Consider the following 24,826-nt stretch of genomic DNA (forward strand, 5'->3'; position numbering starts at 1 on the left):
GATCGGTAGGGCGTCAACGAGAGGGACCTACTGCACCATGGCCAAAGCATTCCGCACTTCGACCTCCTCCACCTCGCTCATGAAGGTATCAGGCTCTCCGTGAAGACGACCGATGATCTTCCGCCCCGCGCGGAACAATGAGAGCCACGAGACGCGCAGCGGCATGGACCAGTCGTTCGGTTCAACGGCGTCTACTCGCGGCTTGTCCCTTGGTGCGTAGTGCTGGGCTGCCACCCGCTCACCGTGGATGAACTGGGACATGTAAACGTAGGCCACATAGAGCGGCTCATCGTGGAGCGTAGGGACCATCTCCGGCACGGAAGGTAGGCCGGGCAGGGCGGGATAGCCTTGAGGGAAAACTTTCTCCACGTGCTCGCGAAAAGCCCGAGCGTCGGCGGCTCTCTTCTTCGGCCACTCGCTGTCGCCGCCCGCCTTCTCGATGTGGCCGACGAGTCGCAGCCAGACGCGCTCTTCCGAGGCCAGATGCTGAAGCCAACGCCTCTCCCGATCATACGGATCGTCACAATCAACGAGCCAGGCGGCCTTCAACGAGGTCTCGAAGGCGCCTCGCGCAGCCATGATCGCTGGCGGCAGGAGGACCAGATCATGGCGTGCGAGTTCAATGACGCCTTCCACAGAGCGCAGGGCGATCAGCAGGAGCGTGACGGCTTCCTTGTCCGCTTCGTAGCGGCCGAAGTCCTTGTAGCTCGCATTGGTCTGGTGAACGGCAGCGATGAGCCGTCCGATCGCATCATCAATCCGGTCGCACGCCGCCCTAATCTCCGGCGTCGGCGCAAGCAGAACTCTCGTCACGGCTTCCCCCTACGCCGACCCTACCTCAGCCGTGACGAAACTGAACACTTCTGACCAGGCTCCCAGCCACCGACGCAGCCGTTGATCCTCCAGGGTTTCTAGCCCCGCGATCCGGGGAGGGTTTCGTCACAGGGGTTGGGGCGGGCAGTTGGCCAGCCAGGTTGACCTGGGCCGCCGCACATCCGATGTTTCGCTCGCCGCGCTGATCTCCTGCTTAGGATGTGCTTATGGCCACATATGCATTTGGTGCCGCTTATGGCGGCACGGACGACAAGACTCGCGCCTTCGTCAACTCGGGCTCCGCCTTCATTGGGTGGGACCCTCAGGACGCCCCATTCCTTCATGCGATGCTGAGGCAGATCGAGATCGGGGATCTCGTCTTCCTGAAGTCGGCCGCCCCATCAGTCGGCCTCATGGTCAAGGCTGCTGGCGTGGTGACCGACAACACCGTTCAGCAAGACCCTGACTTGGGCTTCGGGGTCGCCGTTGATTGGGCCTTCACCGGAGAGGCTGGAGGGGGGCCAGAACCGGCTGATCGGGAAGCTGAACGATAAGGCCGACTTTATGCGCGGCGGCACCCTCTACCGGGAGTTCAATCCGCTGGTTCTCCGCGTCGTGATCGACCTGATCCGGGGTCGATGAACCGAAGGGAGCGAAGCCGTCTCAGCGGCGCGGCGGTTTCGCTCCTCTCGTCTGACCCACTTCAGCATCCGAACGGCTTGGTAGAGCCACCACATCATATTTCCACTGCCACGACGAGTAGAGGAACGGCGTGCCCTGCATGTCGGTCAGCTTGGCACGGATCCGGAAGCGGGTCCCCACCGGGTAGTTGCGGCTCAAAGCCTTGGAGCATTCGACGCGCAGGTGGGTCGGGTAGGGACCGCCAGGCACAGGGCGAATGTGCGCGGCGCCCGTCTTGCCGGGAATGAAGCTCTCAACCTCGATCCATTCGTAGCCATCGCGCGCCACCGGCATCGTCATTTCCCCCTTCGCGTGCCGAGAAGATCGCAGCCATCCGTTATTCGGGACCTAACCGGCACCGATCAGGCGAACCCGGTTCATGGGCACGCTTTGGTTGACGATCCGGGCTTCCGTGAGAGCCTTCCTGCCTATTTGCGGAGGGCATGTGCGCGACGGCGAACCGCTTGGCTGGACAACCGATCTTCTCGTCGCGTTTGACGGTCTTGCACCGGGCCTGATCCGGCGGCTGATGGTCTCCGCACCCATGGTGCGCCAGGCCATCTTTCTAACCCTCGCTGAATGGGACAGCTTCCCCGCGACCGGCCCGGATGCACCTGCACGCGACGTGGCGGAGAGCCTGGCTGAGGTGCTCCGCAGCGGGTGGGCCAAGGAGATCATCGCTCACCAGTTCGGGACGGTCCCTGACGGCCTTCTGCCTGCATTGGAGCGGATCGGCCCCGCACCAATGAACCTCCCGCAAAGCTATTCCCGACTGTGGGAGATGTTCACCGATGGAGACCAGCGCAAAGCCGCCGCGCTGCGGGACGTGCAGGAGATCACCGCCGGCACCATCCGCATCCTCGACGCCCTCGACCCGCTCTTGGTGCATCCGGCGACCTTGCAGAGGGTGGATTCGGTTCCGCAGGCCGTCGATCTCAGTCGAGCGGTTCGCTTCATCCAAGCAGCCTGCTCAACCGCCACTGACGAGGCTATCTCGGCGGCCATCGCGCAGATGAGGTCTGCCGATGGGCTACCGAGGTTGATCGATCGGTTCGTGCGGCGAGCCGACCGCTTCCCTCACCAACCGGTGGCTGGCGATCACGAGCTTCGGCCGCTCGCGACCGCCCGCGCCATGACCCAGGCTGGCCGGGAGTATCGCAATTGCCTCGCTTCCATGATCGGCGAGGCCCTGGTTGGCCGGGTGGCATTCGCCGAGTTCGTCGGCACGACGGGCAAAGCGGTCTGCGAGTTCCGGCCGCTGTCGGGAGACCGGGGCTGGCTGCTCGTGGACGTTCACACGCTCCGCAACGGATTGGCCCCTCGCGACCTGCGCTCAGCAGCCGAACAGAAGTGTGCGGCCGTGGGCATCCCGCACATTGCGTCACCGGATGCAGGTGATTGGCGAAGCGTGCGGCGTGCGATCCGGCACCACGATGCGCTCGGCCTCCTCGCATGACTCGCCTGCGCGACCTTTAGGACGCGCGAGTTCAGCGGCGACGAAGACTAGGTGCTCGCGGCTGCCCGGTCGCCATGGCGGTGGATAGCCGCGCCTGGGCGCCTGTGCACTCGGGGCGTCGTCCGATAAGAAGTGGGGGAGGTCGTCGGGCGGGGCCTCGAAGTCGCACCTGCATGTCACGCGGCCGGACCGCTGCTCCATGATTGGTGCGGGCGCCCGGCTCATCAGCGGTTGGGACGGCTCACCGTCCAGGTGCGGGTTAGATTCGGTGCGGGAATGAACGCGGTTGAAATCGAAGAGGCAGTCTCCGCCCTTGCGGAGCAGCCGTTTGACCCCAACGAGTTTCCCTTCTCGTTCCTGGAAGCGTTCGGGAACAAGGAGACCACGATCCGGCGGCTGCGCTCTGGCGCGTCGAACAAGTCCGATGCGGGTGGAGTGTTACAGACCAATCACATCCACCTGGCGGTGGCCCCGAGCGGCCAAGTTACGGCTACGCTCGCAACCCTGAAGGCCAGTCCCGCGACCGTGAGGGCCAAGGCCAAGTTCGTGCTCGCCACGGATGGCGACACGTTCGAGGCTGAGGATCTGGAGACCGGCGAGACGGTCGCCTGCGCGTATCGCGACTTCCCGGACCACTTCGGCTTCTTCCTTCCGCTCGCCGGCATCACCACGGTTCGCCAGGTCCGGGAAAGCTCCTTCGACATACGGGCCACGAGCCGTCTGAACAGGCTCTACGTCGAGTTGCTTAAGGACAACCCGGACTGGGGCGCGGCCGAGCGGCGGCCCGACATGAACCATTTCATGGCACGGCTGATCTTCTGCTTCTTCGCCGAGGACACAGACATCTTCAACGGCACTCGGCTGTTCACCACCACGGTCGAGCGGATGAGTGCGCGGGACTCGTCCAACACCCATGAGGTGATCGGCGAGATATTCCGCGCCATGAACACAAAGACCGCTGACCGGGCCAACGCAGGGCTGTCGCGCTGGGTCGATGGCTTTCCCTACGTGAACGGCGGGCTCTTCTCCGGTGGCCTCGCAGTCCCACGTTTCAGCCGCATCGCGCGCTCTTATCTCCTCCACATCGGTAGCCTCGATTGGACGAGGATCAACCCCGACATCTTCGGATCCATGATCCAGGCGGTCGCCGACGACGAGGAGCGTGGTGCCCTCGGGATGCACTACACCAGCGTTCCGAACATCCTGAAGGTGTTGAACCCGCTCTTCCTCGACGACCTGCGCGAGCGTCTCGAAGAGGCAGGCGATAACCCCCGCAAGCTCCTCAATCTTCGCAATCGGATGGCGAAGATCCGCGTCTTCGACCCGGCGTGCGGGAGCGGCAACTTCCTCGTCATTGCCTACAAGCAGATGCGGGAGATCGAGGCAGAAATTAATCGGAGGCGGGGCGAGGAGGGGCGTCCTTCCGAAATCCCAGCGACCAATTTCCGTGGGATTGAACTCCGCGACTTCCCGGCTGAGGTTGCGCGCCTGGCCCTCATCATTGCCGAGTTTCAGTCGGACGTGATGTATCGTGGGAAACGGTTGGCTCTCGCAGAGTTCCTGCCGCTCGACTCAGAGAATTGGATCACCTGCGGAAACGCGCTCCGGCTTAACTGGTTAAACATCTGCCCCCCGACAGGAACTGGCGTAAAGTTAGTATCAGACGATCTTTTTCGCACGCCGCTTGAACAGCCGGAGATCGACTTCGAAAACGAAGGTGGTGAAACTTATATCTGCGGAAATCCTCCGTTCAAAGGAGCTCGGAAGCAAACGAGGGCGCAAAAGGAGGACATGGATTTCGTATTCGGAGGTGGAAACGCCTATAAGGACTGCGACTACGTGACCGCATGGTTCTTGAAAGCGTCTGAGTATTCAAATCACACCCATACGAAGTTCGCTTTCGTTTCCACAAACTCAATATCCCAGGGCGAACAGGTCCAGCACCTTTGGGAGCGGCTCTATCAGAACGGCGATTCTATTATTTTCTGCCATACGAAGTTTAGATGGTCCAATAGCGCATCTAACAACGCCGGTGTTTGGTGTGTTATAGTCGGCGTGGGGCGCGATAGATCCTCTCAAAGAATCATCTTTACTGGCGACACGCGCCGTTCGGTCACGACGATTTCCCCCTATCTAATTCCGGGTGAAGAAGATTTCATCCGCAAGGCGGATGCTCCGCTTTCAGCAGACATGCCCAAACTCGTCTCCGGGAACATGGCCAGAGACGATGGCGGTCTCATTTTGGAGAACGCCGAGCGGGACGCATTAATCGCGGAGTTCCCTGAGGCGCGAAAGTTCCTGAAGCCACTGATTGGAACAAGTGAAGTTCGGCAAAGCACTCGCCGCTGGTGCCTATGGCTCGAAGACTCCGACGTGGACAAAGCCTTGGCGATCCCTCCGTTGCGGGCACGAATAGCTCATGTGCGTGCTTTTCGGACCGCCTCCTCGGCAAAGACGACGCAGGCTTACGCAAAGATTGCTCATAAGTTCGCTCAGCGATCCCACCAACGGAGTCCGTCCATTGTCGTCCCAAAGAACACTACAGACGAGATAAAATACGTTACTCCAATCTACGTCGATGAATATACCATTACGACAGATCTTGCGTTTGTCAGCTACACCTCCGAGCTATGGACGTTGGCAGTTATCGCATCGACTCTACACAGAGTGTGGACGGCGGCCATATCGGGCGGGCTGGGTTCAGGTATTCGCTACTCATCCCAGCTTACCTATAACTCCTTCCCGCTTCCTGCACTGACGGCGAAGCAGAAGGCGGACCTAAGCGCATGTGCTGCTGACATTCTGCTCGCGCGCGAAGCGCAGTTCCCAGCCTCACTCGCGGATATTTATGACCAAGACGAGCTGCCACTAGATATTCAGGCCGCTCACGAGCGTAACGATGAGGTCTTAGAGCGCATCTATATCGGGCGGCGGTTTCGGAATGACACCGAGCGGCTAGAGAAGTTGTTTGAGCTATACACTAAGCTCACCAAAGGGGCTGGTGCGGCGAAAAGGCGGAAGGCGGGGGCGAGCGCATGACGAAAGAAGTTAAATCGGTCCCGTCCGTTTCGGTCTCTTATGCCCGGAGCGGCAGCTCAACCAAGGCCAACGCTCTAGGGATGCGGCCGATGCAAGAGCGCGCCTACGAGAAACGGGGCGAACAATACCTGCTCATCAAGTCCCCTCCCGCTTCGGGAAAAAGCCGCGCGCTCATATTCATCGCGCTCGACAAGCTCGCGAACCAGAGCCTGAAGCAAGCAATCATTGTCGTGCCGGAAAAGTCCATCGGCGCGAGCTTCAATGACGAGCTGCTGACCAGATTCGGCTTCTGGGCCGACTGGCGGGTGGAGCCGAAATGGAACCTCTGCAACGCGCCTGGCTCCGATAACGGCGGCAAGGTCAGCTCCGTCGGCGCCTTCCTTGAGAGCGATGACCAGGTGCTGGTCTGCACCCATGCGACGTTCCGGTTCGCCGTGGACAAGTTCGGCGTAGAGGCTTTCGACGACCGCCTGATCGCCGTGGATGAGTTTCACCACGTCTCCGCGAACCCGGACAACAAGCTCGGCCTGCACCTCGGCCAGTTCATCGCCCGAGACCGCACCCACATCGTCGCCATGACCGGATCCTACTTCCGGGGAGACGCCGAGGCCGTTCTTATGCCGCACGACGAGGCGCGGTTCGAGACCGTCACCTACACCTACTACGAGCAATTGAACGGCTACGAGCACCTCAAACAGCTCGACATCGGCTATTTCTTCTATTCGGGCTCCTACGCCGACGACATTCTAAAGGTGCTCGATCCAGCCGAGAAGACCATCGTCCACATCCCAAGCGTGAACTCCCGCGAGAGCACTAAGGATAAGATCCGGGAGGTCGAGCACATCATCGACGCCCTGGGGGTGTGGCAGGGAACGGACCCGGCGACGGGGTTCCAGCTTGTCAGGACGACGGATGGTCGGGTCCTGCGGATCGCCGACCTCGTGGACGACGACCCTGGCAAGCGCGACCGAGTGTCAGCGGCCCTGAAGGACCCGGCTCAGAAGAACAATCGCGACCATGTGGACATCATCATCGCCTTGGGCATGGCGAAGGAAGGCTTCGACTGGATCTGGTGCGAGCACGCGCTGACGGTCGGCTATCGTTCCAGCCTGACGGAGATCGTGCAGATCATCGGTCGCGCCACCAGGGACGCGCCCGGCAAGACTCGCGCCCGCTTCACCAACCTCATCGCCGAGCCCGACGCGGCCGAGGCGGCGGTCACTGAGGCCGTGAACGACACGCTGAAGGCCATCGCCGCCAGCTTGCTCATGGAGCAGGTGCTGGCGCCGCGCTTTGAGTTCAAGCCGAAGAACCCCACCAATGAGGCCACGCCAGGCTTCGACTACGGCGAGGGCGGCTATGATCCGGAGAAGTGCAACGTCGGCTTCAACGAAGAGACGGGTCGCTTCCAAATTGAGATCAAGGGCCTAGTCGAGCCGAAGAGCCCGGAGGCGGCTCGCATCTGCCGGGAAGACCTGAACGAGGTGATCGCCAGCTTCGTCCAGGACAAGGGGACCATCGAACGGGGCCTGTTCGATGAGGAACTCGTGCCAGAGGAACTCACCCAGGCGCGCCTGGGCAAGATCATCAAGGACCGATACCCGGAACTCGACGATGAGGACCAAGAGGCGGTGCGCCAGCACGCCATCGCCGCCCTCAACCTGACGCAGCAGGCCAAGCAGGCTGTGCTGAACAACGGCGGTGCGGAGGCGGCTGGAAACACCGCCCTCATCGACGGCGTCCGGCGTTTCGCCATGGACGTGCGCGAACTCGATATCGATCTGATCGACCGGATCAATCCGTTCGGAGAGGCATATGCGATCCTCGCCAAGACCATGAGCGAGGACAGCCTGAAGCAGGTGGCGGCAGCTATCGCCGCCAAGCGCACCAGCCTCTCGCCGGAGGAGGCCAAAGATCTCGCGCTCCGGGCGGTCAAGTTCAAGAAGGAGCGAGGGCGGCTCCCCTCCATCAGTTCGACCGATGCATGGGAGAAGCGAATGGCGGAGGGCGCCGCCGCGTTCGTCCGCTTCAAGGACGAGGGCCGCTATGACTGACCTCGACCTCGACGACCTGCGGGCCGAACTCGATGAGTTCGCCCAACCTGAGAAGAAGAACGGCCGTTCGCCTCGGGAGGAGCGCATCATCGCTGGCTTCGAGGAAATCCAGCGTTTCGTTGAGCACCACGGCCACCCGCCCATGCATGGCGAAGATAGAGACATCTTCGAGCGACTCTACGCCGTCCGCCTGGACCGGATTCGCGCCCTGGAAGAGTGCCGCACCGTGCTGGCTCCGCTTGACCACCAGGGACTCTTGGACGGCGCCGGCTCTGACGCCGAGGCTCCGGTGGAAACCATGGATGACGACGAGCTTCTCGCAGAGTTGGAGGGGGCGGCTGGCTCGGCCGACATCACCAAGCTTCGTCATGTTCGCACCAGCGCGGAGAAGCGTGCCGCCGAGGAGATCGCCAATCGCGAGGTCTGCGAGGATTTCGATCAGTTCAAGCCGCTGTTCGAGCGGGCCGAGAGCGATCTGAAGAGCGGCGTGCGGTCAACGCGGCGGTTCGGCCAGGATGCGAGCATCGCTACCGGCGAGTTCTTCATCCTGGGCGGCCAGATGGCCTATGTCGCCCACACCGGAGAGACCATACGCGCTCCGAACGGAGAAACGGATGCACGCCTCCGGGTGATCTTCGGCAACGGGACGGAGAGCAACCTGCTGCGCCGCTCCCTCCAGCGAGCCCTCTACAAGGATGAGGCTGGCCGCAGGCTGACTGATCCGAACGCAGGGCCGCTGTTCGACGAGGGGTTTGAGGACCCGCCAGAAGCGGTGTTCGGCGGCGTAGCCGAGGACAGCGATGTCGAGAGCGGGAGCATCTACGTTTTACGCAGCAAGTCGGACCACCCCGCCGTTGAGGCCAACAGGCACGTCCTCCACAAGATCGGCGTGACGGGCGGCGACGTGCAGCGGCGCCTGGCCAACGCGAAGCTCGATCCGACCTTCCTCATGGCTGAGGTAGAGACCATCGCCACCTACGACCTCTACAACATCAACCGGGCCAGGCTTGAGAACCTCATCCATCGGGTCTTCGCCCCGGCGCGGCTGAACATCGAGATCAAGGATCGTTTCGGCCAGCCGGTGATTCCGCGTGAGTGGTTCCTGGTTCCGGTGTTCGTGATCGACGAGGCGGTTGAGCGGATCAAGGACGGCACGATCACCGGGTATGTCTACGATCCGGGGCAAGCAAAGCTGGTGCGGATCGCTTGAGCGGAGGCCCGACGGCCCGGCGCCACGTGTAATGGGCGCCGGAGCCGTTGGCTGGTAGGGCTCCGCTCTTCGGCCTCGTCCTAGTCGCTGACGATCATGCCCTCCTTGTCGTGTTCCCAGGGAACGAGGGTGACGCAAAGCTTGGGGGAGCCTCGGCGGAACGAGCCAGGCACGATGCGGAAGTCATTGGTTCTCCGGCTGCCGTAGACAGTCCAGATGTGCCGAGGGTGGACGGTGTTAATGAACCGCCTATCGTCGGGCTTACGCGGATCGAACTCCTCCCTGCCCTCGACACTCAACGGCTTATAGGTGGTTCGCCAGTCCTGAATGGCGATCTTATTCTCGCAGCGCGCTTGGGCCGCGAAGGTCTCGAACATGGCGTCGATGGTGCGTTCGATCTCGTCGATCGTAGTGGGGCTGGTCATCGTCTCGTTTCGGATTTTGGTTTGGCGGCGGGTGGGGTGCGCACTGTGGCGTCCGCGCCCTGCCCGCTAGCGTTGTGAGTCGAGGCCACTTACGCGGCCTCAGGAAGCTACGGGAGCCAGTCGCCCCGGAACTTCTTCAAGTCGAGAGCCAGCCTTTCGAAGCTGGTCTTGTCCCCTCTCCAGCGGGACCCGCGAAAGGATCGAGTCCTCCTCGATCCAGGCCATGACTTCGAGCTTACTCGGCACCGTGAACAGAAAACCGTAGTAGGCACAGCCCTGAGGCCCAATGTTGACTCCGAGGAACCGGATCAACACGTCCTCCCTGAAGCTCACGCTCACGTCTTGGTCGAGCAGCAGGAGGCTCTCACCGTTCTCGTGATCCACAGCATCATCAACGGCGTTGGCGAACGCCATCCACTCTTCATCCTTGTAGTCGTGGCGCCATGCGCCCAAGGGAGCAGGCACGGCTGCCCACGCAGCCTCGAACAGGTCGATCTCGGTCACGCCGCCCACCTCATCCAGGTGTGCTTCCATCCACCGACCCGAGCCGCTTCGTAGTAGGAGCGCAGCATCGAGTATTGGCGGCTGATCTCGTCGAAGCTCTTCGCGACCGTGCCGAACAGGTGGTTGTTTCCCGGCATCGAGCAGACGTGCTCGATCATTTGCCCGTGGCGCAGGAGTCTGAAGGCGCGCCGTTTGCCCCCCAAGGACGCGGCGACCTCCGAACTCACATCCACATTCACGGTGTAGGCCTTGCCGTCAAAGGTAAACTTATTAGGTTTAGTTTGTTGAATTCCCGCCATCTTAGTCATGGCGTAGAACTTGATCTCGATTTCACTTCTCTTACGCATATAGTTTTTTCTCAATTATCTAATTAATGGCTGCTCAAGTCGCTCAATCACTGCGACCTGACTTCAGCCTACGCGCACCCTTCTCAGAAAGGCAAAATTGAAATGAGGTGCCGTGGCAAAACATTCACTGAGCAGCACACGTCACGCACGTCCTATGCGCCTCGTTCTCGCCAGACTGAGTGATGCATGGCCGGCGCGCTACGCGCCCCAGCAGCCGATTGGCCTGTCGCTCGCTGATCGCTCGCTCTGACGGCCATCGGCGAGAAGGAGCAAGGACAAACAGGAGGTCGTGCTCTCCATAGCCTTGTTCCCAATATCCTCTGAGAGAGGGTTCTCAATTCCCCCTGTCCCTTCCCCACACTGGAATCGGCCAACGGCACGGGCAGAGGGAGAAGAGACAGGGGGAAGATGCTTATCCTCGTCGGACAGGTTCTCTGAAAGGAGCGTCGCCTTGTTAACGGCGCGAGCGGTTTCCCGATCTCTCGCATTTGCTCCGACTTCCCAGCCCTAAGGAGGGGCTGCGTAACCCGCGTGGCCTAAGACCATCCGCTTATTTGGGTCGCTTGCTTCACTATCGTTGGACTGAAACGGTCCCGGCCCATTGTAGGGCCGGAGCACACAGACGCTTTCCAGACCGCGCCTGCGTCGCTAGGGCTCCAACTCGGTCTCGGCGGACCCCAGCTTCTATTTTGCCTACGCGACCCCACAAGGCGCGCGCCCGTTTCCGGGCTTTGACGGCGGCAGGGACCGATCCCTCTCCGTAGCCTGCTCTAGGCGGTGCTTGGCCGTTCCTGCCAACGCAGGCCGTGTTCGTTACCAAGGCGGCGTGGGGCACGCCAGTTTCACGCCTTCCGGCGAAATAGAACCCCTGAGCGATGAGTGGTTAGCCAGCAAGTCCGATGTCTTCAGAGCCCCTGACCATAACCTTATTTATCCCGCATCCTAGGTGCGAAACGCCATATCTTTCGACGCCGATCATCCGCCTGATCTCGCCGGCTAAATACCTGACCACAACCGGTCAGGAGCACCATGAACGAAATCTACGAGACGCTGAGGAAGCGGGGGTTGACCACCAGCCAGCGCGACTTCTCCCGCCGCTGGGCAGGCCGCTCGGCGTCCTACTTGGCCACTACCCAAGCTCTCTCCGAAGGCGCCATGATCGCCGTCTTCCGCAAGCTGGTGGCCGAAGGTCGCTGGCTGCTCGCCCTGCGCGTCGGCCGCATGGTGCTGTTCGGACGACAACGCGGAGAGGACTCCGCGCGATGAACAAGCCCTCCGACCCCGCCAGCTTCGTCGCTCGCTATCGGATCGACGTGCTCATCAACATCGACGACCGGATCGATGATCGGCGGCGGCTCCAAGCCGAACACTGGTGCCTACACAACACTTCGCGGAGGTGGTTCCGCCGCATCCCGAAGCACCCTGGACCTGTCGAGTTCCACTTCGAAGACCAGAACGAAGCGACGATGTTCTGGCTGGCCACCTAACGGCCCTGCCCCCTGTGACATAACCCTCCCCGGATGGCGAGGCTAGAAACCCTGGAAGATCAACGGGTGTGCCGGCGGCCAAGACCCTGGTCAGAAGTGTTCGGTTTCGTCACAGCCGGTTGGCGAGGCGCCGGGGACCGACGGGATCACTGTAGGCGTTGACACTACATAAGGTTAAATAGTTAAAGAACGTTGCCTGACCAAAGGCGATCACTTAACCAGAGGACCTACAATGGCCAACACCAACCTGAACGTCAACGCGGAAGCCGCCCTGTCCATCATCGCCGCCGCGCGAGCCGAACTCGACCGCCTCGAAGCCCTGCTCGCTCCGCCGAAGGGCGAGCACATCGATCCGAAGGATCCCCGCAACAAGGACGGCCGCAACTTGTCCGCCCGTGGGGTCGAGGTCTGCTACCGCCTGTTCGACCAGGGGAAGACCATCTACGCCGTCAAGGAGGCCATGGGGATCAGCTACGGCGCGGCGAAGTATCGCCACGAGACGTGGGAGAAGGCGGGGGGCGCGAGCCGCACCAAGCAGCCGCTCGATTAGACGACGACATCTTCAGCACCACGCACGAAGGCCGGTCAGGCAACTGATCGGCCTTTGCCGTTTATGGTCATCCGACGTAGGTCACCGGATCGAACTCCTGCCCATGGAAAGAGACCGAGGTCACCCGGTTCATGCTGCGGGTCTCGATCAGACCGTTGGTCAGCATCGAGCCAACCAGCCCTGAAGCCATGGCCTCGCCCAGCCGCCAGCACGCAGCCGGTGGCAACCAGATCACCGTCTCGAACTCGCCCTTCGTCGCCTTGATGTAGCCGATCCACTTCCGCCGAACGTCGTCCTCGTCGAGCAGCTTGTGATCGACGAAGGCGGGCTCGGGATGCAGCGTCGCCTTGCTCTCCCGACCTTTGAACCGATCTGGCCAGATGCACTCGGCGACGAGGTGGGTCGTCTCGCTCTCGTCGAAAGGCCGCCACTCCCGCCGCCTCCGATCATGCTCGATCCCGAAGTGATAACTGAGCGACGGCACCCGGATCTGGAAGACGAACTCCTCATGCGTCGGCGCCGCCTTCTTGGGTCTGGCCATGTTGACCTCACGTAAGAACGCGCATCGCTGCCGTCGGCGCGTCGCGCTAGTGAGCCCCAACCCGTCGTCGGCGACAATCTGGGTAGCCGTGATTGTCCATGGGTGCAGCGAAGGCTGTTCTTCACCGCCTGCGGCGCGGAAAGTGGCGGCAGCACACCCGAATCATTGGGCTACCTTCATGAGTTCAGTCCCTAAGGGATTGCGGTCAAAGGTGGACGCTCTCCTGGCGTCCATCGTCCCCCTCTATGAGGTCACTGAGGACGGCGGGCTCCGCACCAGCAGCTTCAGCATAAGGCTGTATGAGGGCGCGCTAATCCAGCTACTCGACGTGGCGGCCAGCGGCCTTACGGCGACTGACTTTGAGCACTGCGCTTGGAGGGCGGTCATGACCACGATCAAGGCGCGGGCCACCTCATGCTCGGAGTTAGAGCAAAACCTGAGCGAGGAAATCGCTTCCTTCAAACGCAAGCGACGTTCGCCATTCCGCATCTGTTCACGCTGCCACTTCTCTATCCCGCACGACTACCGGCTCGACATTGAGCTTTGGGGCGCGAGACTTACCATCACACAGGCACCACCTGATGGCGGGCTCTCCCCCGAACAGCCCCGGTTGCTGAATGGTCGCACGGCATTCGCCGATCCGGAGTTCGGGGCCTATCTCACAATGACGGTCTATGAACGAACGAAGAGCGGAGCCTTAGACCGAGCTACGCATGACATCGCTTTTCTGCTCGGCCTGCTCAACTTTACGCTCAATCTTGGCAATCTGAGTTGGACGTTGTTCAACGGTGAGAGGCAGATGAGCGTTAAGGTTTTCCCGGGGCGCGAAGTTTTCCTGCTCAACGCAGATGGTGTGGCCGATGTCGATGTCTGGCGTTACTACACGACTTACCCAACCACTGCGAAAAAACTTTCCGATGGTGAACTGAGGAAGCTTGAGCAGCACGTAAAGATCATCGAGCGATTAAACCGACTCAAAAAGGGAGATCGAGCTTTTTACCGCTCCTTTTTTGAACTCTATTTCGACGCGCTAAGCGAAGTGGACGCTGACACCGTTGTGATGCGGCTGTGGAAAGCCGCCGAACACATAACAATGGGACAATCCGCCCAGCACATCGCCAACCGGCTCGCGCTAACCTGGTCGGACAAGGAGGCTGTAAGCGCGGTTTGCTACGCCTTGGGTCAGCGTCGGAACTGGATCATGCATAACACCAGGCCCGCACCTCAGATTGAGGAGTTGCCTGCGCTCTTCCGGCATTTCTTGGAGAACTCAGCCTGGAAATCACTGTCCCCTGACGTAAGGGGCGTGGAGCACTGGAAGGCCATTATGCAGATGTCGGACATCGAAATGGATCTCGACTTGGCTGCCGATGCAGTCAGCATCCTGAAGGCACTGCGCTGAAGTTTGGCTGCGCCCTCCGTTCCTACTCATGTGCGTGTTGGAGCCCGTCCAAAACAGTGTCACAAACGGTGCGAACCTAGAGATCGAGCCTGTCGATTGGACTGATTTTACGTCGTTTTCTGAATGGCGGGTCACCTCCTAGTTCCCCAGCCACTTCTTCCCCCTATCCCTAGGCGTCCGCCGCGCGGCGGAAGACGAACACCTCGCCGGTATCGCCGAGGCGCGTCGCCGGCCGGTCGAGCGCCAGACCCGAGGCCTCGGCGAGGGGGACCGGATGGGCCAGGTAATAGGTGAGTTGCTCGCGCCGCCGCTCGGCGCCCGACACATAGTCCAGCGCCAGGCTGAAGCGGCCGATGTCAGGCCGGAACGCCTTCTCCGCCACATACAGCGTCAGGGTCCGGCCATCCGGCAGGACGTGCCGCGCAACCGGCTGGTCCGGCGGTGGGGCGGGGCCCTGCATGCGCTCGGCCAGCGGCAGGTGGAAGGCGGCGAGGCCGCCGGGCCTGAGATGCTTCGCCACGCCCTTGAAGGTGTTCCGCCAGGCGGTTCCGGCCGGCAGGTGCGCCAGGCCAAAGAACGGGCAGATCACCGCGTCGTACACGGTCCCCAGCGCCAGCGAGGCCATGTCCCCCCGCCGGTAGTCGATCCGCGCGGCGACCTCGTCCGGCAGGGGCCCGGCGCTTGGCCTCGGCCTGGGCGAGCATACTGGGCGCCAGCTCGACGCCGGTCACCACGAAACCCCGCGCTGCCAGCGCCTCGGCGATCCGGCCGGTGCCGGACCCGAGCTCCAGGATCCTGCCGCCCTCCGGGGCCAGGCCCGCATAGAGTTCCACGTCGCCGTCCAGCGAGCGGTCGGCGGCTGTGATCAGGTCGTAGAACTCGGCGGAGGCGCCGCCTTGGGCATAGTAGGGCCGGGCTTTCATCGGCCTCCCGACTAGCACGGCGCGGCGAAGCCCTACTGTAGTTTTGCGTAATGGTCCGGCGCGGCCGTGCGGGTGAAAGCTCTACCGCAGATGGCCGGCGCGCAGCCTGGCCTTGTGGATCAGCCAGGAGCCGCCCGATGACCGCCGTCGCCTTCGCCACCGTTCGCAGCAGCGAGATCTCCGATCCCCACGCCCATCCGGTGGACCGCCATGTCGGCATGCGCATGCGCCTGCGCCGCAAGGCCCTGGGCATCAGCCAGGACCGCCTGGCCGCGGCGCTCGGCATGACCTTCCAGCAGGTGCAGAAATACGAGCGCGGCACGAACCGGGTCAGCGCTTCCAAGCTCTGGGAAGCCGCCCGCGCGCTCAAGACCACGGTGAGCTGGTTCTACGAAGGGCTGCCGGAGGACGACGGCGAGGTCGCCACCTCGCCGAACGAGGGCTTCCTCTCCAGCAACGACGGTCTCGACCTGGCCCGCGCCTTCCCGGACATCGGCGACGCCCGGACGCGCCGCAAGATCGTGGAGCTGGTCCGCGCGCTGGCCGACGCCGAAGCCGACCGCCTCGACGGCGTCGCGGCCTAGCGCGACGTCAGGGGACGCTCGCGTTTGGCCCGTACCCCGGCGGGACCTTGTCCCAGGGATATCCCGTCGCCGCCATGGTCTGGCCGAGCTCGAACAGCGCCTTCATGTAGGCCGGATCGAACTCCCCGTGCCGCTCGGCGGTGAAGCGGCTCGGAATGTACGCCAGATTGTAGTCGATGCCGTCCCGGCGTGAGGTGATGTACATCCTCATCAGGTCGCCGATCCCTTGCGTCTGGATCATCGAGGCCACCGCGCGCCCGGCGATGCTGAGCGTGCGGCGGTCGACGCTGGCCCAGTCCGGGTCGAGCCGGGCGTTCATGATGATGTAGACGCGCCGTTCGCGGGCCCGGGCCTCGGCGGCCAGGGCCTCGTTCAGGTGCAGCCGCTGCGGGTACATGAACACCTGGCGGGTGGCTCCGCCGTCGACGTGCATCTCCTGATAGCGCTGGCCGTCGACGGTCACGTCGATCATCACCGGCGGGAAGGCGCCCGGGATCGCGGCCGAGGCCAGGGTGATCTGCCGGAAGAGCTTCAGCGCGGTCTCGTCGCCCTGGGTGGCGATGCGGCCCATGTCCCAGTAGACCGCCTCGCGCGCGTCGAGGTTGGTCGTGCCGACCATCAGCAGCCGGCCCTTGGCGTATTCGCCGGCGATCGCCCTCAGCAGGTCGGGTGTCACGTACTGGGCGATCAGCCCGGCCATAGGCGTCGTGTCGGTGAGCGCGTCGCCCCAGATGGCGGCGGTGAAGTGGCGCTTCTTGAAAATGTCGGCGTCGGTGGTGCGGGTGTAGGCGACGTGCAGGGTCGCGTCGTGGTCCGGCCCGAGGAAGGCGAAGGGCGCGATCAGGGCGCCGGTGCTGACCCCCGTGACCATTTTGAACGAGGGCCGGTCGCCCGCCCTGGTCCAGCCGGCCAGCAGGCCGGCCCCGAAGGCCCCGTCGCCGCCGCCGCCGGACACCGCGAGAATCTGCGCGGGGGGAAGCGGACCCCTATGGCCCTGGCTGCTCAACCAGGCGCGCTCCCGCTCCATCGCCGTCGCCCCCAGCCGCTCGAAGGGCTCGGGATCGCGGTCGGGCAGGAAGCGCACGCCGGGGATGGAGGCCTCGGCCCGGGCGGTGGCCGCCGCCGGCACCGCCAGGCCCTCGCGCGTCGTTCCGCAGGCCGCCAGCGCCAGGGGTGCCGCGGCGATAAGGGCGCGGCGGTCGAGCCGCCGCGCCACGGCTCGGCCGCGGCGGGGGTTGTCCCGATCGTCAGACGCCCCCATCCGCCGCGCTCCGTCCGTCGCTGATCCGCGGGCGAAAGGATCGGGGCAGCCCTCTGCGGCTCGTATCGGGTGATGACCTGAGGGCTCTCTCAGGGGATTCCGCAAGGCCGCTCAGCGGACGTTGGCGGCTTCCCAGGCGCGGACCTTCACGCGGGCGGCGTCGAACAGCCGGGCGTAGTTGCCCTTCAGCACCTTCTCCCGGGCCTCCGGGGTCAGCTTGGTCCAGAGCGGCTGGTACATGTCGTAGACCGCGTAGTAGGCCTGCGGGGTGCTGGGGGCGACCACGTCCGTCCCGAACAGGAAGCGGTCGGGATACTTGTTGATCAGCGCGGCCGCGCGGGTGGACGAGTCGTCGCTCGCCACCAGATACTTCGCCACCTCGTCCCAGGAGATGTCGAAATAGATGTTCGACATGGCCGGGTTGCCGAGGATCTGCTCCAGGTAGGTGGCGAGGTCATGCACGGGTTGCACGATCCGGCCCATCCCGACGTGCGCCCAGATGATCGTCGTCTTGGGGTGACGGGCGTAGAGCGCGGTCAACTGGTCGAAATAGCCGCTGACCTTGGCGTCCTTGGTGAAGGGGCGGACCATGTCGTTGTGCAGGATCACGATCAGGCCGGCCTCGCCCGCGAAGTCCAGCAGACGGTCGAGCGAGCGGTCCGATAGCGTCGCGCCGCCCCCGGCGATCTTGGGGGAGACGAACTCCTTGTGCACCGAGAACTCGCCGATGCCGGTGAAGACGCCGGGATACATCCTGAGCACGCGCCGGACATGGTCGGCGGCGTACATGTCGGCGGGATTGAAGCCGGTGATCATGGGATCGAGCCGGCCGCGGTCCTTCTCCGGCAGGCTGAGGTAGGCCTGGGCGATCATCGCGTCGGTCAGGCCGTAGTAGTAGAGCGGCGCGTCGGCCTCGAGGTAGTAGCCCGGCCCCAGGTCGCCGCTCTCGCGGTATGACCACTGCTGCTGCAGCGGGATGCCGAACAGGGTCGAGCGGCAGACACGGTCGCCCATCTGCCGCAAGTGCTGGGCCGCCGTGATCCCCTCCTGAATGTAGTTCGTCAGGTGGAAATGGCTGTCCGAGAACTGGCAGCCCTTCGGCGCCTGGGCGGCGGCCGTGCCGGCGGCGAGGGCCAGGCCAGCGGCGAGCAGGGCGAGGGATCGGACTGGCATCGGCGACCTCCGTGGCTCAGAAGGCGAGCGAGAAATCGGTGACGAGGGTGAAGCCGTCGCCGCCGACCGGCAGCGGGTAGGCGGTGTAGCCGACCGGTGAGCGGTCGACCCAAAGACCCATGAGGTTGATCCTGAGGTCCCGGCGCTGGAACGGGTAATAGTTGAGGCCGAGCGCGATGTCGGACGGGTCGCCGTACTTGCCGAAGATCTTCGAGCCCGACGCGTAGAGCATCAGGGTCTTCGGGATGATCATGGCCGACGCCTGGAGCTGGAAGCCGCTGTCGTAGAGGTCGGTCACGGGGACGACGCCCTCGACCTCGAAATGGTCCAGCCAGCGCGCGTAGTACTCGAATTCAGGGCGTAGCCCCGATACTTGGCGGCCGCGTTGAGGGCGAGCATCTGGTAGCGGGCCTCGATGATGCGGCCCGGCGTATTGAAGGCGTTGTTGGCGAACAGCAGGGTGCCGTCGGAGAGCCTGAGCTGGGTGTTCTCGATCGACTCGGTGTTCGGCTGGGACTGCGGGTCCTCGGTGCTGCGCGTGTAGTGGGCGCTGAACAGGGTCGCCAACTGCTGGTGGTCCTCGAAGTCGCCGAAGCCCGCGCCCGGGCCGAACTCGCCCGTCGTCGGCATCCAGGTCAGCGCGCCTGAGTAGGTGTTGATCTTCGCGTCGAGCTGACCCGCGCTTACGCCGAGGGCGCTCAGGTTGTTTGCGATCATCACCCGGTATTCGAGACCATGGGCGATCTTTCCGTCCGCCCAGATCCCTTGCGTGTAGGAGCCGCGGAAGAACTCGTCGGCGATCGGGCGGTTGTCGTTGCGCAGCCAGATCGGGAAGGTCCGGTTGGTCGAGCGCGTGGACGGCAGCGAGTGCACGCCGAAGTAGACGCGCAGCGCCTCGTCGAACGTCCAATTGATGTTGCCGGCCAGGACGACCTGGGCGCCGAGCCCCTGGCTGGTCTGCGAGGTCCAGGCATAGGCGTTGTATCCGAAGCGGGGATCGAACAGCCAGCCGCGCAGGGTGATCTGCACCTTGGCCAACTGGAAATCCTCGCGCGGGGTAACGGTCTTGGTCCGCCCGAAGGCGTCCTCGTACGACTTGTCCAGCCCGTGCTGGTTCAGGTAGCGCAGGTAGCTGACCAGGCCGAGGTCCACCTCGCCCACGTCGGAGCGCATGAGGACGAGGCCCTTGCCCGGCTCGAATCCGCCCCAGCGGGCTCCCGGTTCCGGAGCCTCGGAGACCCGGATCGGCGTCCTCTGAATCTCCACGGGCGGCGGCGCTGGCGACGCGTCGCCCGCGATCACCCCGAACTGCTGCGACAGGGCGTCGATGCGGCGGGCCCGCGCCTCCTCCGCCGCCTTGGCCTGGGCGGACTCCGCCTTGAGCGCCTCGATCTCGCGGCGGATGTCGGCGAGGGCTGATGCCGACGCTTCGGGCGTGGGGGCGGCGACCGCTGTGGTCACCGCCTCCTGGGCGAGGGCCGGGCCGCTGAGCGCGGCCATCCCCAGGACCGCGCCCGCGGCCGCGAAGGCGCCCTTTACGCGTCATGCTGTGTCCCGGCGTCAGACGGGCTTCACCGCGTAGGGGTTGCCCCCCAGCGCGTTGGAGATGTCGCTGATCGCCCGCTGGCCGCGGACGCTGTTGCCGGCGGCGTCCAGCGGCGGCGCGAAGGTGCCGATGCCGAACTTGCCGGGCGAGACGGCGATCAGCCCGCCGCCGACGCCGCTCTTGGCGGGCAGGCCGGCGTGGAAGAGCCACTTGCCGCTGTCGTCGTAGAGACCGGCCGTGGCCATGACCGCCAGGATGCCGGGCACGTACTTCGGATCGATGACCTGCTTCTTGGTCAGCGGGTTCTTGCCGCCGTTGGCCAGCGTCGCGGCCATGTTGCCGAGATCCTTGGCGTTCACGGCGATGGCGCACTGGCGGGTGTAGATGTCGGTGGCCACCGCCGGGTCGCTCTTGAACCGCTCATAGGCCCACATCAGGGCGCCGATCGCCCGGTTGCGCTGGTTGGTGTCGGCCTCCGACTTGTAGACCACCTCGTCCACGTCGAGCTGGCGGCCGGCGAAGTCCGAGTGGATCGCCAGGATCTTCCGCCAGACCTCGTCGGGCGTGCCCTTGACCATGCCGGTGGTGGCGATCGCGCCCGGGTTGACCAGCGGGTTCATCTCCTTGCCGCGGAACTGCTCGACCGCGACGATGGAATTGAACACCTGGCCGGTGGCGTCGACGCCGACGGCGTTCTCCACCAGGTCCGCGCCGCTCTCCTGGAAGACCAGGGCCATGGTGAAGACCTTGGAGATCGACTGGATCGAGAACTTCGGCTCGATGTCGCCGGCGGTGGAGAGCTGGCCTTGCGGCGTGGCCAACGCGATGCCGAAGTAGTTCGATGGCACCTGGGCGAGCGCCGGGATGTAGTCCGCGTTCTTGCCCTCGTTGAGGCCCTTGTACTTCTCATAGGCCGCCTTGACGGCGGCATCGACGTTGGCCCCGCCGCGCTGGGCGGAGGCCGGTGCGGTGACGGCGGCGCCGGCGGTGAGGCCGAGGCCGAGCGCGGCGAGACCCCGGGCGAGGTCGCGGCGCGAAGCATGGGTTTGCATCATGTGTGTCTGGCCCCCTGAGCCGCGGCTCAGTTGAAGAAGTCCTTGCTGGAGAAGCTGTATTTGGCGGTCAGCTGCAGGCGCACGTCCTCGCCCTTGGCGCCGTCGAAGTCCTCGCGCTGGCCCCACAGGAACTCGGCGCCGAAGAGCAGGGCGGGAGCGGGCGTGTAGAGGATGTTGGCCGAGGCGTACTGGCCCTTCTTGTAGGCCGAACCGTCCTGGAACGAGGTGTTGTCGACCTTGTTCATCGACCAGCCGAAGGAGCTCGACCAGGTGTCGTTCCAGTAGTGGTCGTAATAGAGCATCACGCCCAGCATCGGCAGGACGTCGCCGCGCAATGAGCCGGGCGGCGGCGGGACGGGAAGCGGGTTCGGCGCGCCGGGCGCGATCTTCGGGCCGAGGTCCGTGCCGCCGTCGTTCATGTAGCTGGCGATGCCTTCGCCATAGACTACCGACAGGTGGGCGACGTCCTTGCCCCAGGTCTTGATGTTGGAGCTGGCGTTCACGCCCCAGCCGGTCTTGTGGTCCTTGGGCTTGTTGTCGGGCGTGCCGGCGGTCTCGTAGCCGACCCGGCGCAGGATGCCGGCGAGCTGGAAATGCCCCCAGTCGCCGCCGTAGCGCCAGTGCGCGGTCAGGTCCGGCAGCTTCTCGTCGCCCTGCAGGTTGTCGCCGATCGCGGGATCGAGCTGGCGGACGTTGCCGGGGTCGATGTCGTTGCCGGGCTTCTCCACCGCGACGGCGAACTGGCTCGGCCCCATCAGGTGGGTGAAGCGGATCTGCGGGTTGCGCAGGAACACCATCCCGTTCGGGCCCCAGTACTCCACCGTGTTCGGGAAGGTGTCGCCGTCCATGAACACGCTGTTGGTCTGGCCGGCGAGGATCGGGCCCCAGGAGCCGTAGGCGTGGCGCAGGCGGAAGGTCGTCTGGCCCTCGTCGCCGCCGACGCCGAAGAGGTCGAACTCGAAGCGGAAGTCGAGCTGCTGGCCGCCGACCTCCTGGCCGCCGCGGACGCCGAACCGGCTCTGCTTCACGCTGATGCTGGTCTGGCCGTCGTCGCCGTAGATCCCGTCCTCGGTGGGGATCTTGGAGGGCCTGAGCGCGTCATCCCATTTCGGGTGAACGCGGTCAAAATCCTGGGTGTAGTCGACCTGGGCGAAGCCGTAGACCTCGAAGCTCGGCCCGTCCTGGGCGTGGGCCGCGCTGGCGCCCGCCAGCAGGGCCGCCGTGCTCGCGGCCAGCAGCAGCCGCGGCCGGCAAGGCCTGTATTCTCGCATCGCGTCGCCCCTCCCGAGTTCGGCGGGCCAGGAGCGGCCGCCATGGGAAAGGTTGGTTGGGTTCCCGTGGACCGGGTATCCGGCCAAGCCCCCAGACCGGGCTCAGGTCGAACCCGGGATGTTCGCGTGGTCCTCCCCGGAGTTCGTGGGGTCAGGGTCGGGTCGCTCCCGAGGGCCGCCGCCGGTGGGGGCGCCAGCCGGGGGCGGCCCCATCTGCGCCGACTTCGAGCCCACTCCGAGACCCGCTTCGACCCGTCGTCGGAACATCAGCCCACGGTTGCGACGTTCGCCTCTCCGGATTCTACCTGATGGCGAGGCTCCGGGACGACGCCCATTCTGACGGTGGACAGATTTGGGAGGGCGCAATGGATCGCAGGCAGTTGTTCCCGGCCGCCTTGGGTGCAATGGCGGCCGTCGGCGCGGCGGGTCCGGCCTTGGCGGCCAAGCCGCCCAAGACCTGGGACGGGCTCGTACAGGCGAAAGCCAAGCGCTTCGACCTGGTCTACCTCGCCCCCGGCGCCGATTTCCGCGTCTACAGCAAGGTTATGCTCGATCCGGTCCAGGTGGCGTTCGAGAAGAACTGGCGGCGCGACTACAACAACTCGCAGGTCGGCCTGTCTGGTCGCGTGTCGGAGAAGGACCTCCAGGAGGCGATCGCCAAGGGGATCGTGGCGGCCCACGACATCTACGCGGACGAGTTGAACAAGGGCGGCTATCCGGTCGTCGAGGCGGCGGGTCCCGACGTGGTGCGGCTGACCATCGGCATCCTCAACATCCGGGTCTCGGCCCCCGACATTCCGCAGGCCGGGCGCAGCTACCAGTTCGCCGAGGAAGCCGGCGAGGCGACCCTCGTGGTCGAGGTGCGGGACTCCGAGACCAACGCCCTGCTGGGCCGCGCGGCGGACCGCCGTGTCGCGGGCGACACGACCGTCGGCTGGCGGACCAGGGTCTCCAACCAGGCCGACTTCCGCCGGCTGGTGAAGACCTGGGCCCAGCTCGCGGTCCGGGGATTGAACGAGGTCAAGGCGCTGTCGCCGATCAACGAGCAGGGTCTGACCGGCAAGGCCTGAGGGTGTCCAAGGCGATGACGATGGAGACGACGGGGGGCGGGTACAACAGAGGGTAGGCCGGTCTCCGCTTGGCGGATCCTGGCCGAGCGAGGGATGATGACGCCGGCGCACAGGGCTGTCGGATGGGGTAATGGAGCCGGCGTGACGCCGGCGACCTTCAAGGGCGAGCTCGGCTCGGGCGAGCCTGAGCGCCGGGTGGGCATGGTCGCACGCGTCCTGGACCGTTTCCGCCCCCCGCGACGATCGGACTGGCGACGACCGCAGACCGTGGCGTCCAGGGTCGGCCGGTCGAGGGCGTGCTCGCCGACCTGCCGGGCGAGACCGGCCAGGCGATGGCCCTGCTCGACGAAGCCGGCGCGATCGTCGCCGTCAACGCCGCCTGGCGCGGCGTGATGCTGGCTCAAGGCTTCGGCGGCCGCGCTGGCGACGTGGGCCAGTCCTACGCGGACGTCTGCCGCCGGCTCAGCCCGGCTCTGGACAGCGCGGCGTTCCGCGACAGCCTGGCCGACGTACTCGCCGGCCGCGCGACGTCTCTGACGCACCCCTACGCGGGCGAGAGCCGCCGCCAGCGCGAGATCCGCATCACGCCGATCACGCTCGGTCCGGCCGCGCTCTTCGTGGTCACCGATGACGAGGTGCGCAGGCCGGCGGGCGCCGGGCCCTCCGCGCCGGAGGACCTTCTGGCCGCCCAGGAGGAGGAGCGCCTGCGGATCTCCATGGAACTCCACGACTCCACCAGTCAGCACCTGGTGGCCCTGGCGCTCGGCCTTGCCCGGCTGCGTCGCCTGGTCGGCGGCGCCGGCGCGCTGGACGTGATGGAAGACATGTCCACCGCCATCGGCGAGGTGGTGAAGGAGATCCGCGTGCTCTCCTACCTGACGCGGCCGGCGGCGCTCGCCCCGGGCGACCTCGAGGGCGCGATCCGGGCCTTCGTCCGGGGGTTCGCCACCCGGACCGGCCTCACGGCCGAGCTGCGCGCGCGGGGGCGTTTCGAGTGCGCCTCCCCGGCGGTGCAGCATGCCGTCTACCGGATCGTCCAGGAAGCCCTGGCCAACGTCTACCGCCATGCCGGGGCGACCCGCGTGGAGGTGGAACTCGAAAGCGATGACGAGCTGGTGTCGCTGCGCGTCGCCGATGACGGCCAGGGCGTCCCGGCCCTCCGCGCGGGCGATCCGCAGGCCTTCCAGCCTGGCGTCGGCGTCGCCGGCATGCACACGCGCGCAGCCCAGCTCGGGGGGCGGCTCGACATCGGCTGTCCCGTGCGCGGCCTCGAAATCCGGGTCCGCCTGCCGATCGCCGCCGGCGAACCCTGACCGCCGTCCGCCAGCGGACGAACGCACCGTTCGGATCGGGCGTGTCTCAGGGTTTCACCTGATTCAGAACGCGCGCCCCGCGGGTCATGCTGGGCACGCGTCCGCCATCACCCCCGGATGG

At 64.8% G+C, this 24,826-nt stretch carries 25 protein-coding genes and 1 pseudogene; 12 read left to right on the forward strand and 14 right to left on the reverse strand.

What is annotated here, in order from left to right; genetic code table 11:
• Positions 1 to 27: 27 nt before the first annotated feature.
• On the reverse strand, positions 28 to 813 hold the full coding sequence (locus tag LRS04_RS10995) for a hypothetical protein (RefSeq protein WP_257816399.1): 786 nt from the start codon (positions 811 to 813) through the stop codon (positions 28 to 30).
• Between the two features lie 227 nt (positions 814 to 1,040).
• Here LRS04_RS10995 and LRS04_RS11000 point away from each other — a divergent pair, with 227 nt between their 5' ends.
• Entirely contained in the window at positions 1,041 to 1,367 is a 327-nt protein-coding gene (locus LRS04_RS11000; protein WP_257816400.1) for a hypothetical protein, read from the forward strand.
• A gap of 109 nt (positions 1,368 to 1,476) precedes the next feature.
• On the opposite strand, the gene LRS04_RS11005 is transcribed toward LRS04_RS11000, so the two are convergent.
• On the reverse strand, positions 1,477 to 1,794 hold the full coding sequence (locus tag LRS04_RS11005; protein ID WP_257816401.1) for a hypothetical protein: 318 nt from the start codon (positions 1,792 to 1,794) through the stop codon (positions 1,477 to 1,479).
• 79 nt (positions 1,795 to 1,873) lie between these two features.
• Between LRS04_RS11005 and LRS04_RS11010 the strand changes: the two genes are divergently transcribed.
• From LRS04_RS11010 to LRS04_RS11025, 4 genes are all read left to right on the forward strand, one after another.
• Entirely contained in the window at positions 1,874 to 2,950 is a 1,077-nt protein-coding gene (locus tag LRS04_RS11010) for a hypothetical protein (protein WP_257816403.1), read from the forward strand.
• A 276-nt stretch (positions 2,951 to 3,226) separates the two neighbouring features.
• On the forward strand, positions 3,227 to 5,989 hold the full coding sequence (locus LRS04_RS11015; RefSeq protein WP_257816404.1) for a DNA methyltransferase: 2,763 nt from the start codon (positions 3,227 to 3,229) through the stop codon (positions 5,987 to 5,989).
• On the forward strand, positions 5,986 to 8,043 hold the full coding sequence (locus LRS04_RS11020; RefSeq protein WP_308238120.1) for a DEAD/DEAH box helicase: 2,058 nt from the start codon (positions 5,986 to 5,988) through the stop codon (positions 8,041 to 8,043). Before LRS04_RS11015 ends, LRS04_RS11020 begins: the two co-directional genes overlap by 4 nt.
• The gene (locus tag LRS04_RS11025; RefSeq protein ID WP_257816406.1) at positions 8,036 to 9,253 is read left to right on the forward strand and encodes a GIY-YIG nuclease family protein; all 1,218 of its coding nucleotides are present in this window, start codon (positions 8,036 to 8,038) and stop codon (positions 9,251 to 9,253) included. Before LRS04_RS11020 ends, LRS04_RS11025 begins: the two co-directional genes overlap by 8 nt.
• A gap of 80 nt (positions 9,254 to 9,333) precedes the next feature.
• Here the strand turns inward: LRS04_RS11025 and LRS04_RS11030 are convergent, their stop codons facing one another.
• From LRS04_RS11030 to LRS04_RS11040, 3 genes are all read right to left on the reverse strand, one after another.
• Positions 9,334 to 9,678 (reverse strand): hypothetical protein, encoded by a 345-nt coding sequence (locus tag LRS04_RS11030; protein WP_257816407.1) that lies wholly within the window; start codon positions 9,676 to 9,678, stop codon positions 9,334 to 9,336.
• Between the two features lie 99 nt (positions 9,679 to 9,777).
• The gene (locus tag LRS04_RS11035) at positions 9,778 to 10,182 is read right to left on the reverse strand and encodes a hypothetical protein (protein WP_257816408.1); all 405 of its coding nucleotides are present in this window, start codon (positions 10,180 to 10,182) and stop codon (positions 9,778 to 9,780) included.
• Positions 10,179 to 10,529: a hypothetical protein gene (locus LRS04_RS11040; RefSeq protein WP_257816409.1), complete on the reverse strand. Its 351-nt coding sequence runs from the start codon at positions 10,527 to 10,529 to the stop codon at positions 10,179 to 10,181. The genes LRS04_RS11035 and LRS04_RS11040 overlap by 4 nt, the downstream gene beginning before the upstream one ends.
• Before the next feature lie 1,029 nt (positions 10,530 to 11,558).
• Here LRS04_RS11040 and LRS04_RS11045 point away from each other — a divergent pair.
• From LRS04_RS11045 to LRS04_RS11055, 3 genes are all read left to right on the forward strand, one after another.
• Positions 11,559 to 11,795, forward strand: coding sequence for a DUF6626 family protein (locus LRS04_RS11045; RefSeq protein ID WP_257816410.1), 237 nt, complete (start codon positions 11,559 to 11,561; stop codon positions 11,793 to 11,795).
• Complete coding sequence (locus LRS04_RS11050) at positions 11,792 to 12,016, forward strand: hypothetical protein (RefSeq protein WP_257816411.1); 225 nt, start codon at positions 11,792 to 11,794, stop codon at positions 12,014 to 12,016. The genes LRS04_RS11045 and LRS04_RS11050 overlap by 4 nt, the downstream gene beginning before the upstream one ends.
• 232 nt (positions 12,017 to 12,248) lie before the next feature.
• Positions 12,249 to 12,566, forward strand: a complete 318-nt coding sequence (locus tag LRS04_RS11055; protein ID WP_257816412.1) for a hypothetical protein — start codon at positions 12,249 to 12,251, stop codon at positions 12,564 to 12,566.
• 67 nt (positions 12,567 to 12,633) lie between these two features.
• Here the strand turns inward: LRS04_RS11055 and LRS04_RS11060 are convergent, their stop codons facing one another.
• Entirely contained in the window at positions 12,634 to 13,107 is a 474-nt protein-coding gene (locus LRS04_RS11060; RefSeq protein WP_257816414.1) for a hypothetical protein, read from the reverse strand.
• 385 nt (positions 13,108 to 13,492) lie between these two features.
• On the opposite strand from LRS04_RS11060, the gene LRS04_RS11065 reads away from it, so the two are divergent.
• The gene (locus tag LRS04_RS11065) at positions 13,493 to 14,509 is read left to right on the forward strand and encodes a hypothetical protein (RefSeq protein WP_257816415.1); all 1,017 of its coding nucleotides are present in this window, start codon (positions 13,493 to 13,495) and stop codon (positions 14,507 to 14,509) included.
• Positions 14,510 to 14,678: 169 nt separating this feature from the next.
• Here the strand turns inward: LRS04_RS11065 and LRS04_RS11070 are convergent, their stop codons facing one another.
• Both LRS04_RS11070 and LRS04_RS27870 read right to left on the reverse strand, forming a co-directional pair.
• Positions 14,679 to 15,134 carry a hypothetical protein gene (locus LRS04_RS11070; protein WP_257816416.1) on the reverse strand — a complete coding sequence of 152 codons (456 nt, stop codon included), beginning with the start codon at positions 15,132 to 15,134 and terminating at the stop codon, positions 14,679 to 14,681.
• 58 nt (positions 15,135 to 15,192) lie between these two features.
• Positions 15,193 to 15,432 (reverse strand): annotated as a pseudogene (locus tag LRS04_RS27870) (class I SAM-dependent methyltransferase); the annotation flags it as partial.
• A 137-nt stretch (positions 15,433 to 15,569) separates the two neighbouring features.
• On the opposite strand from LRS04_RS27870, the gene LRS04_RS11075 reads away from it, so the two are divergent.
• Positions 15,570 to 16,016: a helix-turn-helix domain-containing protein gene (locus LRS04_RS11075; protein WP_257816417.1), complete on the forward strand. Its 447-nt coding sequence runs from the start codon at positions 15,570 to 15,572 to the stop codon at positions 16,014 to 16,016.
• Positions 16,017 to 16,023: 7 nt separating this feature from the next.
• On the opposite strand, the gene LRS04_RS11080 is transcribed toward LRS04_RS11075, so the two are convergent.
• The 6 genes from LRS04_RS11080 to LRS04_RS11105 all read right to left on the reverse strand — a co-directional run bounded on the left by LRS04_RS11080 (position 16,024) and on the right by LRS04_RS11105 (position 22,322).
• Positions 16,024 to 17,277 (reverse strand): patatin-like phospholipase family protein, encoded by a 1,254-nt coding sequence (locus tag LRS04_RS11080; RefSeq protein ID WP_257816418.1) that lies wholly within the window; start codon positions 17,275 to 17,277, stop codon positions 16,024 to 16,026.
• Positions 17,278 to 17,388: 111 nt separating this feature from the next.
• Positions 17,389 to 18,450: an amidohydrolase family protein gene (locus tag LRS04_RS11085; protein WP_257816419.1), complete on the reverse strand. Its 1,062-nt coding sequence runs from the start codon at positions 18,448 to 18,450 to the stop codon at positions 17,389 to 17,391.
• 16 nt (positions 18,451 to 18,466) lie between these two features.
• Complete coding sequence (locus LRS04_RS11090) at positions 18,467 to 18,748, reverse strand: hypothetical protein (protein ID WP_257816420.1); 282 nt, start codon at positions 18,746 to 18,748, stop codon at positions 18,467 to 18,469.
• Complete coding sequence (locus LRS04_RS11095) at positions 18,745 to 19,950, reverse strand: hypothetical protein (protein WP_257816421.1); 1,206 nt, start codon at positions 19,948 to 19,950, stop codon at positions 18,745 to 18,747. Before LRS04_RS11095 ends, LRS04_RS11090 begins: the two co-directional genes overlap by 4 nt.
• 60 nt (positions 19,951 to 20,010) lie before the next feature.
• Positions 20,011 to 21,048 (reverse strand): glutaminase A, encoded by a 1,038-nt coding sequence (glsA, locus tag LRS04_RS11100; RefSeq protein ID WP_257816422.1) that lies wholly within the window; start codon positions 21,046 to 21,048, stop codon positions 20,011 to 20,013.
• A gap of 29 nt (positions 21,049 to 21,077) precedes the next feature.
• The gene (locus LRS04_RS11105) at positions 21,078 to 22,322 is read right to left on the reverse strand and encodes a DcaP family trimeric outer membrane transporter (protein ID WP_257816423.1); all 1,245 of its coding nucleotides are present in this window, start codon (positions 22,320 to 22,322) and stop codon (positions 21,078 to 21,080) included.
• A gap of 365 nt (positions 22,323 to 22,687) precedes the next feature.
• Between LRS04_RS11105 and LRS04_RS11110 the strand changes: the two genes are divergently transcribed.
• Together LRS04_RS11110 and LRS04_RS11115 are read left to right on the forward strand one after the other, a co-directional pair.
• On the forward strand, positions 22,688 to 23,392 hold the full coding sequence (locus LRS04_RS11110; protein WP_257816424.1) for a DUF3313 domain-containing protein: 705 nt from the start codon (positions 22,688 to 22,690) through the stop codon (positions 23,390 to 23,392).
• A gap of 296 nt (positions 23,393 to 23,688) precedes the next feature.
• Positions 23,689 to 24,705, forward strand: coding sequence for a sensor histidine kinase (locus LRS04_RS11115; RefSeq protein ID WP_257816425.1), 1,017 nt, complete (start codon positions 23,689 to 23,691; stop codon positions 24,703 to 24,705).
• The last annotated feature ends 121 nt before the right edge of the window (positions 24,706 to 24,826 follow it).

The organism is Phenylobacterium sp. J367 (genome assembly GCF_024699985.1).
GTDB lineage: Bacteria > Pseudomonadota > Alphaproteobacteria > Caulobacterales > Caulobacteraceae > Phenylobacterium.

Coding starts and splice junctions, on each gene's coding strand:
- LRS04_RS11000 (WP_257816400.1), top strand. CDS start 1,041: ATGGCCACATATGCATTTGGTGCCGCTTATGGCGGCACGGACGACAAG.
- LRS04_RS11005 (WP_257816401.1), bottom strand. CDS start 1,794: ATGACGATGCCGGTGGCGCGCGATGGCTACGAATGGATCGAGGTTGAG.
- LRS04_RS11010 (WP_257816403.1), top strand. CDS start 1,874: ATGGGCACGCTTTGGTTGACGATCCGGGCTTCCGTGAGAGCCTTCCTG.
- LRS04_RS11015 (WP_257816404.1), top strand. CDS start 3,227: ATGAACGCGGTTGAAATCGAAGAGGCAGTCTCCGCCCTTGCGGAGCAG.
- LRS04_RS11020 (WP_308238120.1), top strand. CDS start 5,986: ATGACGAAAGAAGTTAAATCGGTCCCGTCCGTTTCGGTCTCTTATGCC.
- LRS04_RS11025 (WP_257816406.1), top strand. CDS start 8,036: ATGACTGACCTCGACCTCGACGACCTGCGGGCCGAACTCGATGAGTTC.
- LRS04_RS11030 (WP_257816407.1), bottom strand. CDS start 9,678: ATGACCAGCCCCACTACGATCGACGAGATCGAACGCACCATCGACGCC.
- LRS04_RS11040 (WP_257816409.1), bottom strand. CDS start 10,529: ATGCGTAAGAGAAGTGAAATCGAGATCAAGTTCTACGCCATGACTAAG.
- LRS04_RS11045 (WP_257816410.1), top strand. CDS start 11,559: ATGAACGAAATCTACGAGACGCTGAGGAAGCGGGGGTTGACCACCAGC.
- LRS04_RS11050 (WP_257816411.1), top strand. CDS start 11,792: ATGAACAAGCCCTCCGACCCCGCCAGCTTCGTCGCTCGCTATCGGATC.
- LRS04_RS11055 (WP_257816412.1), top strand. CDS start 12,249: ATGGCCAACACCAACCTGAACGTCAACGCGGAAGCCGCCCTGTCCATC.
- LRS04_RS11060 (WP_257816414.1), bottom strand. CDS start 13,107: ATGGCCAGACCCAAGAAGGCGGCGCCGACGCATGAGGAGTTCGTCTTC.
- LRS04_RS11065 (WP_257816415.1), top strand. CDS start 13,493: ATGACCACGATCAAGGCGCGGGCCACCTCATGCTCGGAGTTAGAGCAA.
- LRS04_RS11070 (WP_257816416.1), bottom strand. CDS start 15,134: ATGGCCTCGCTGGCGCTGGGGACCGTGTACGACGCGGTGATCTGCCCG.
- LRS04_RS11075 (WP_257816417.1), top strand. CDS start 15,570: ATGACCGCCGTCGCCTTCGCCACCGTTCGCAGCAGCGAGATCTCCGAT.
- LRS04_RS11080 (WP_257816418.1), bottom strand. CDS start 17,277: ATGGGGGCGTCTGACGATCGGGACAACCCCCGCCGCGGCCGAGCCGTG.
- LRS04_RS11085 (WP_257816419.1), bottom strand. CDS start 18,450: ATGCCAGTCCGATCCCTCGCCCTGCTCGCCGCTGGCCTGGCCCTCGCC.
- LRS04_RS11095 (WP_257816421.1), bottom strand. CDS start 19,950: ATGGCCGCGCTCAGCGGCCCGGCCCTCGCCCAGGAGGCGGTGACCACA.
- glsA (WP_257816422.1), bottom strand. CDS start 21,048: ATGCAAACCCATGCTTCGCGCCGCGACCTCGCCCGGGGTCTCGCCGCG.
- LRS04_RS11105 (WP_257816423.1), bottom strand. CDS start 22,322: ATGCGAGAATACAGGCCTTGCCGGCCGCGGCTGCTGCTGGCCGCGAGC.
- LRS04_RS11110 (WP_257816424.1), top strand. CDS start 22,688: ATGGATCGCAGGCAGTTGTTCCCGGCCGCCTTGGGTGCAATGGCGGCC.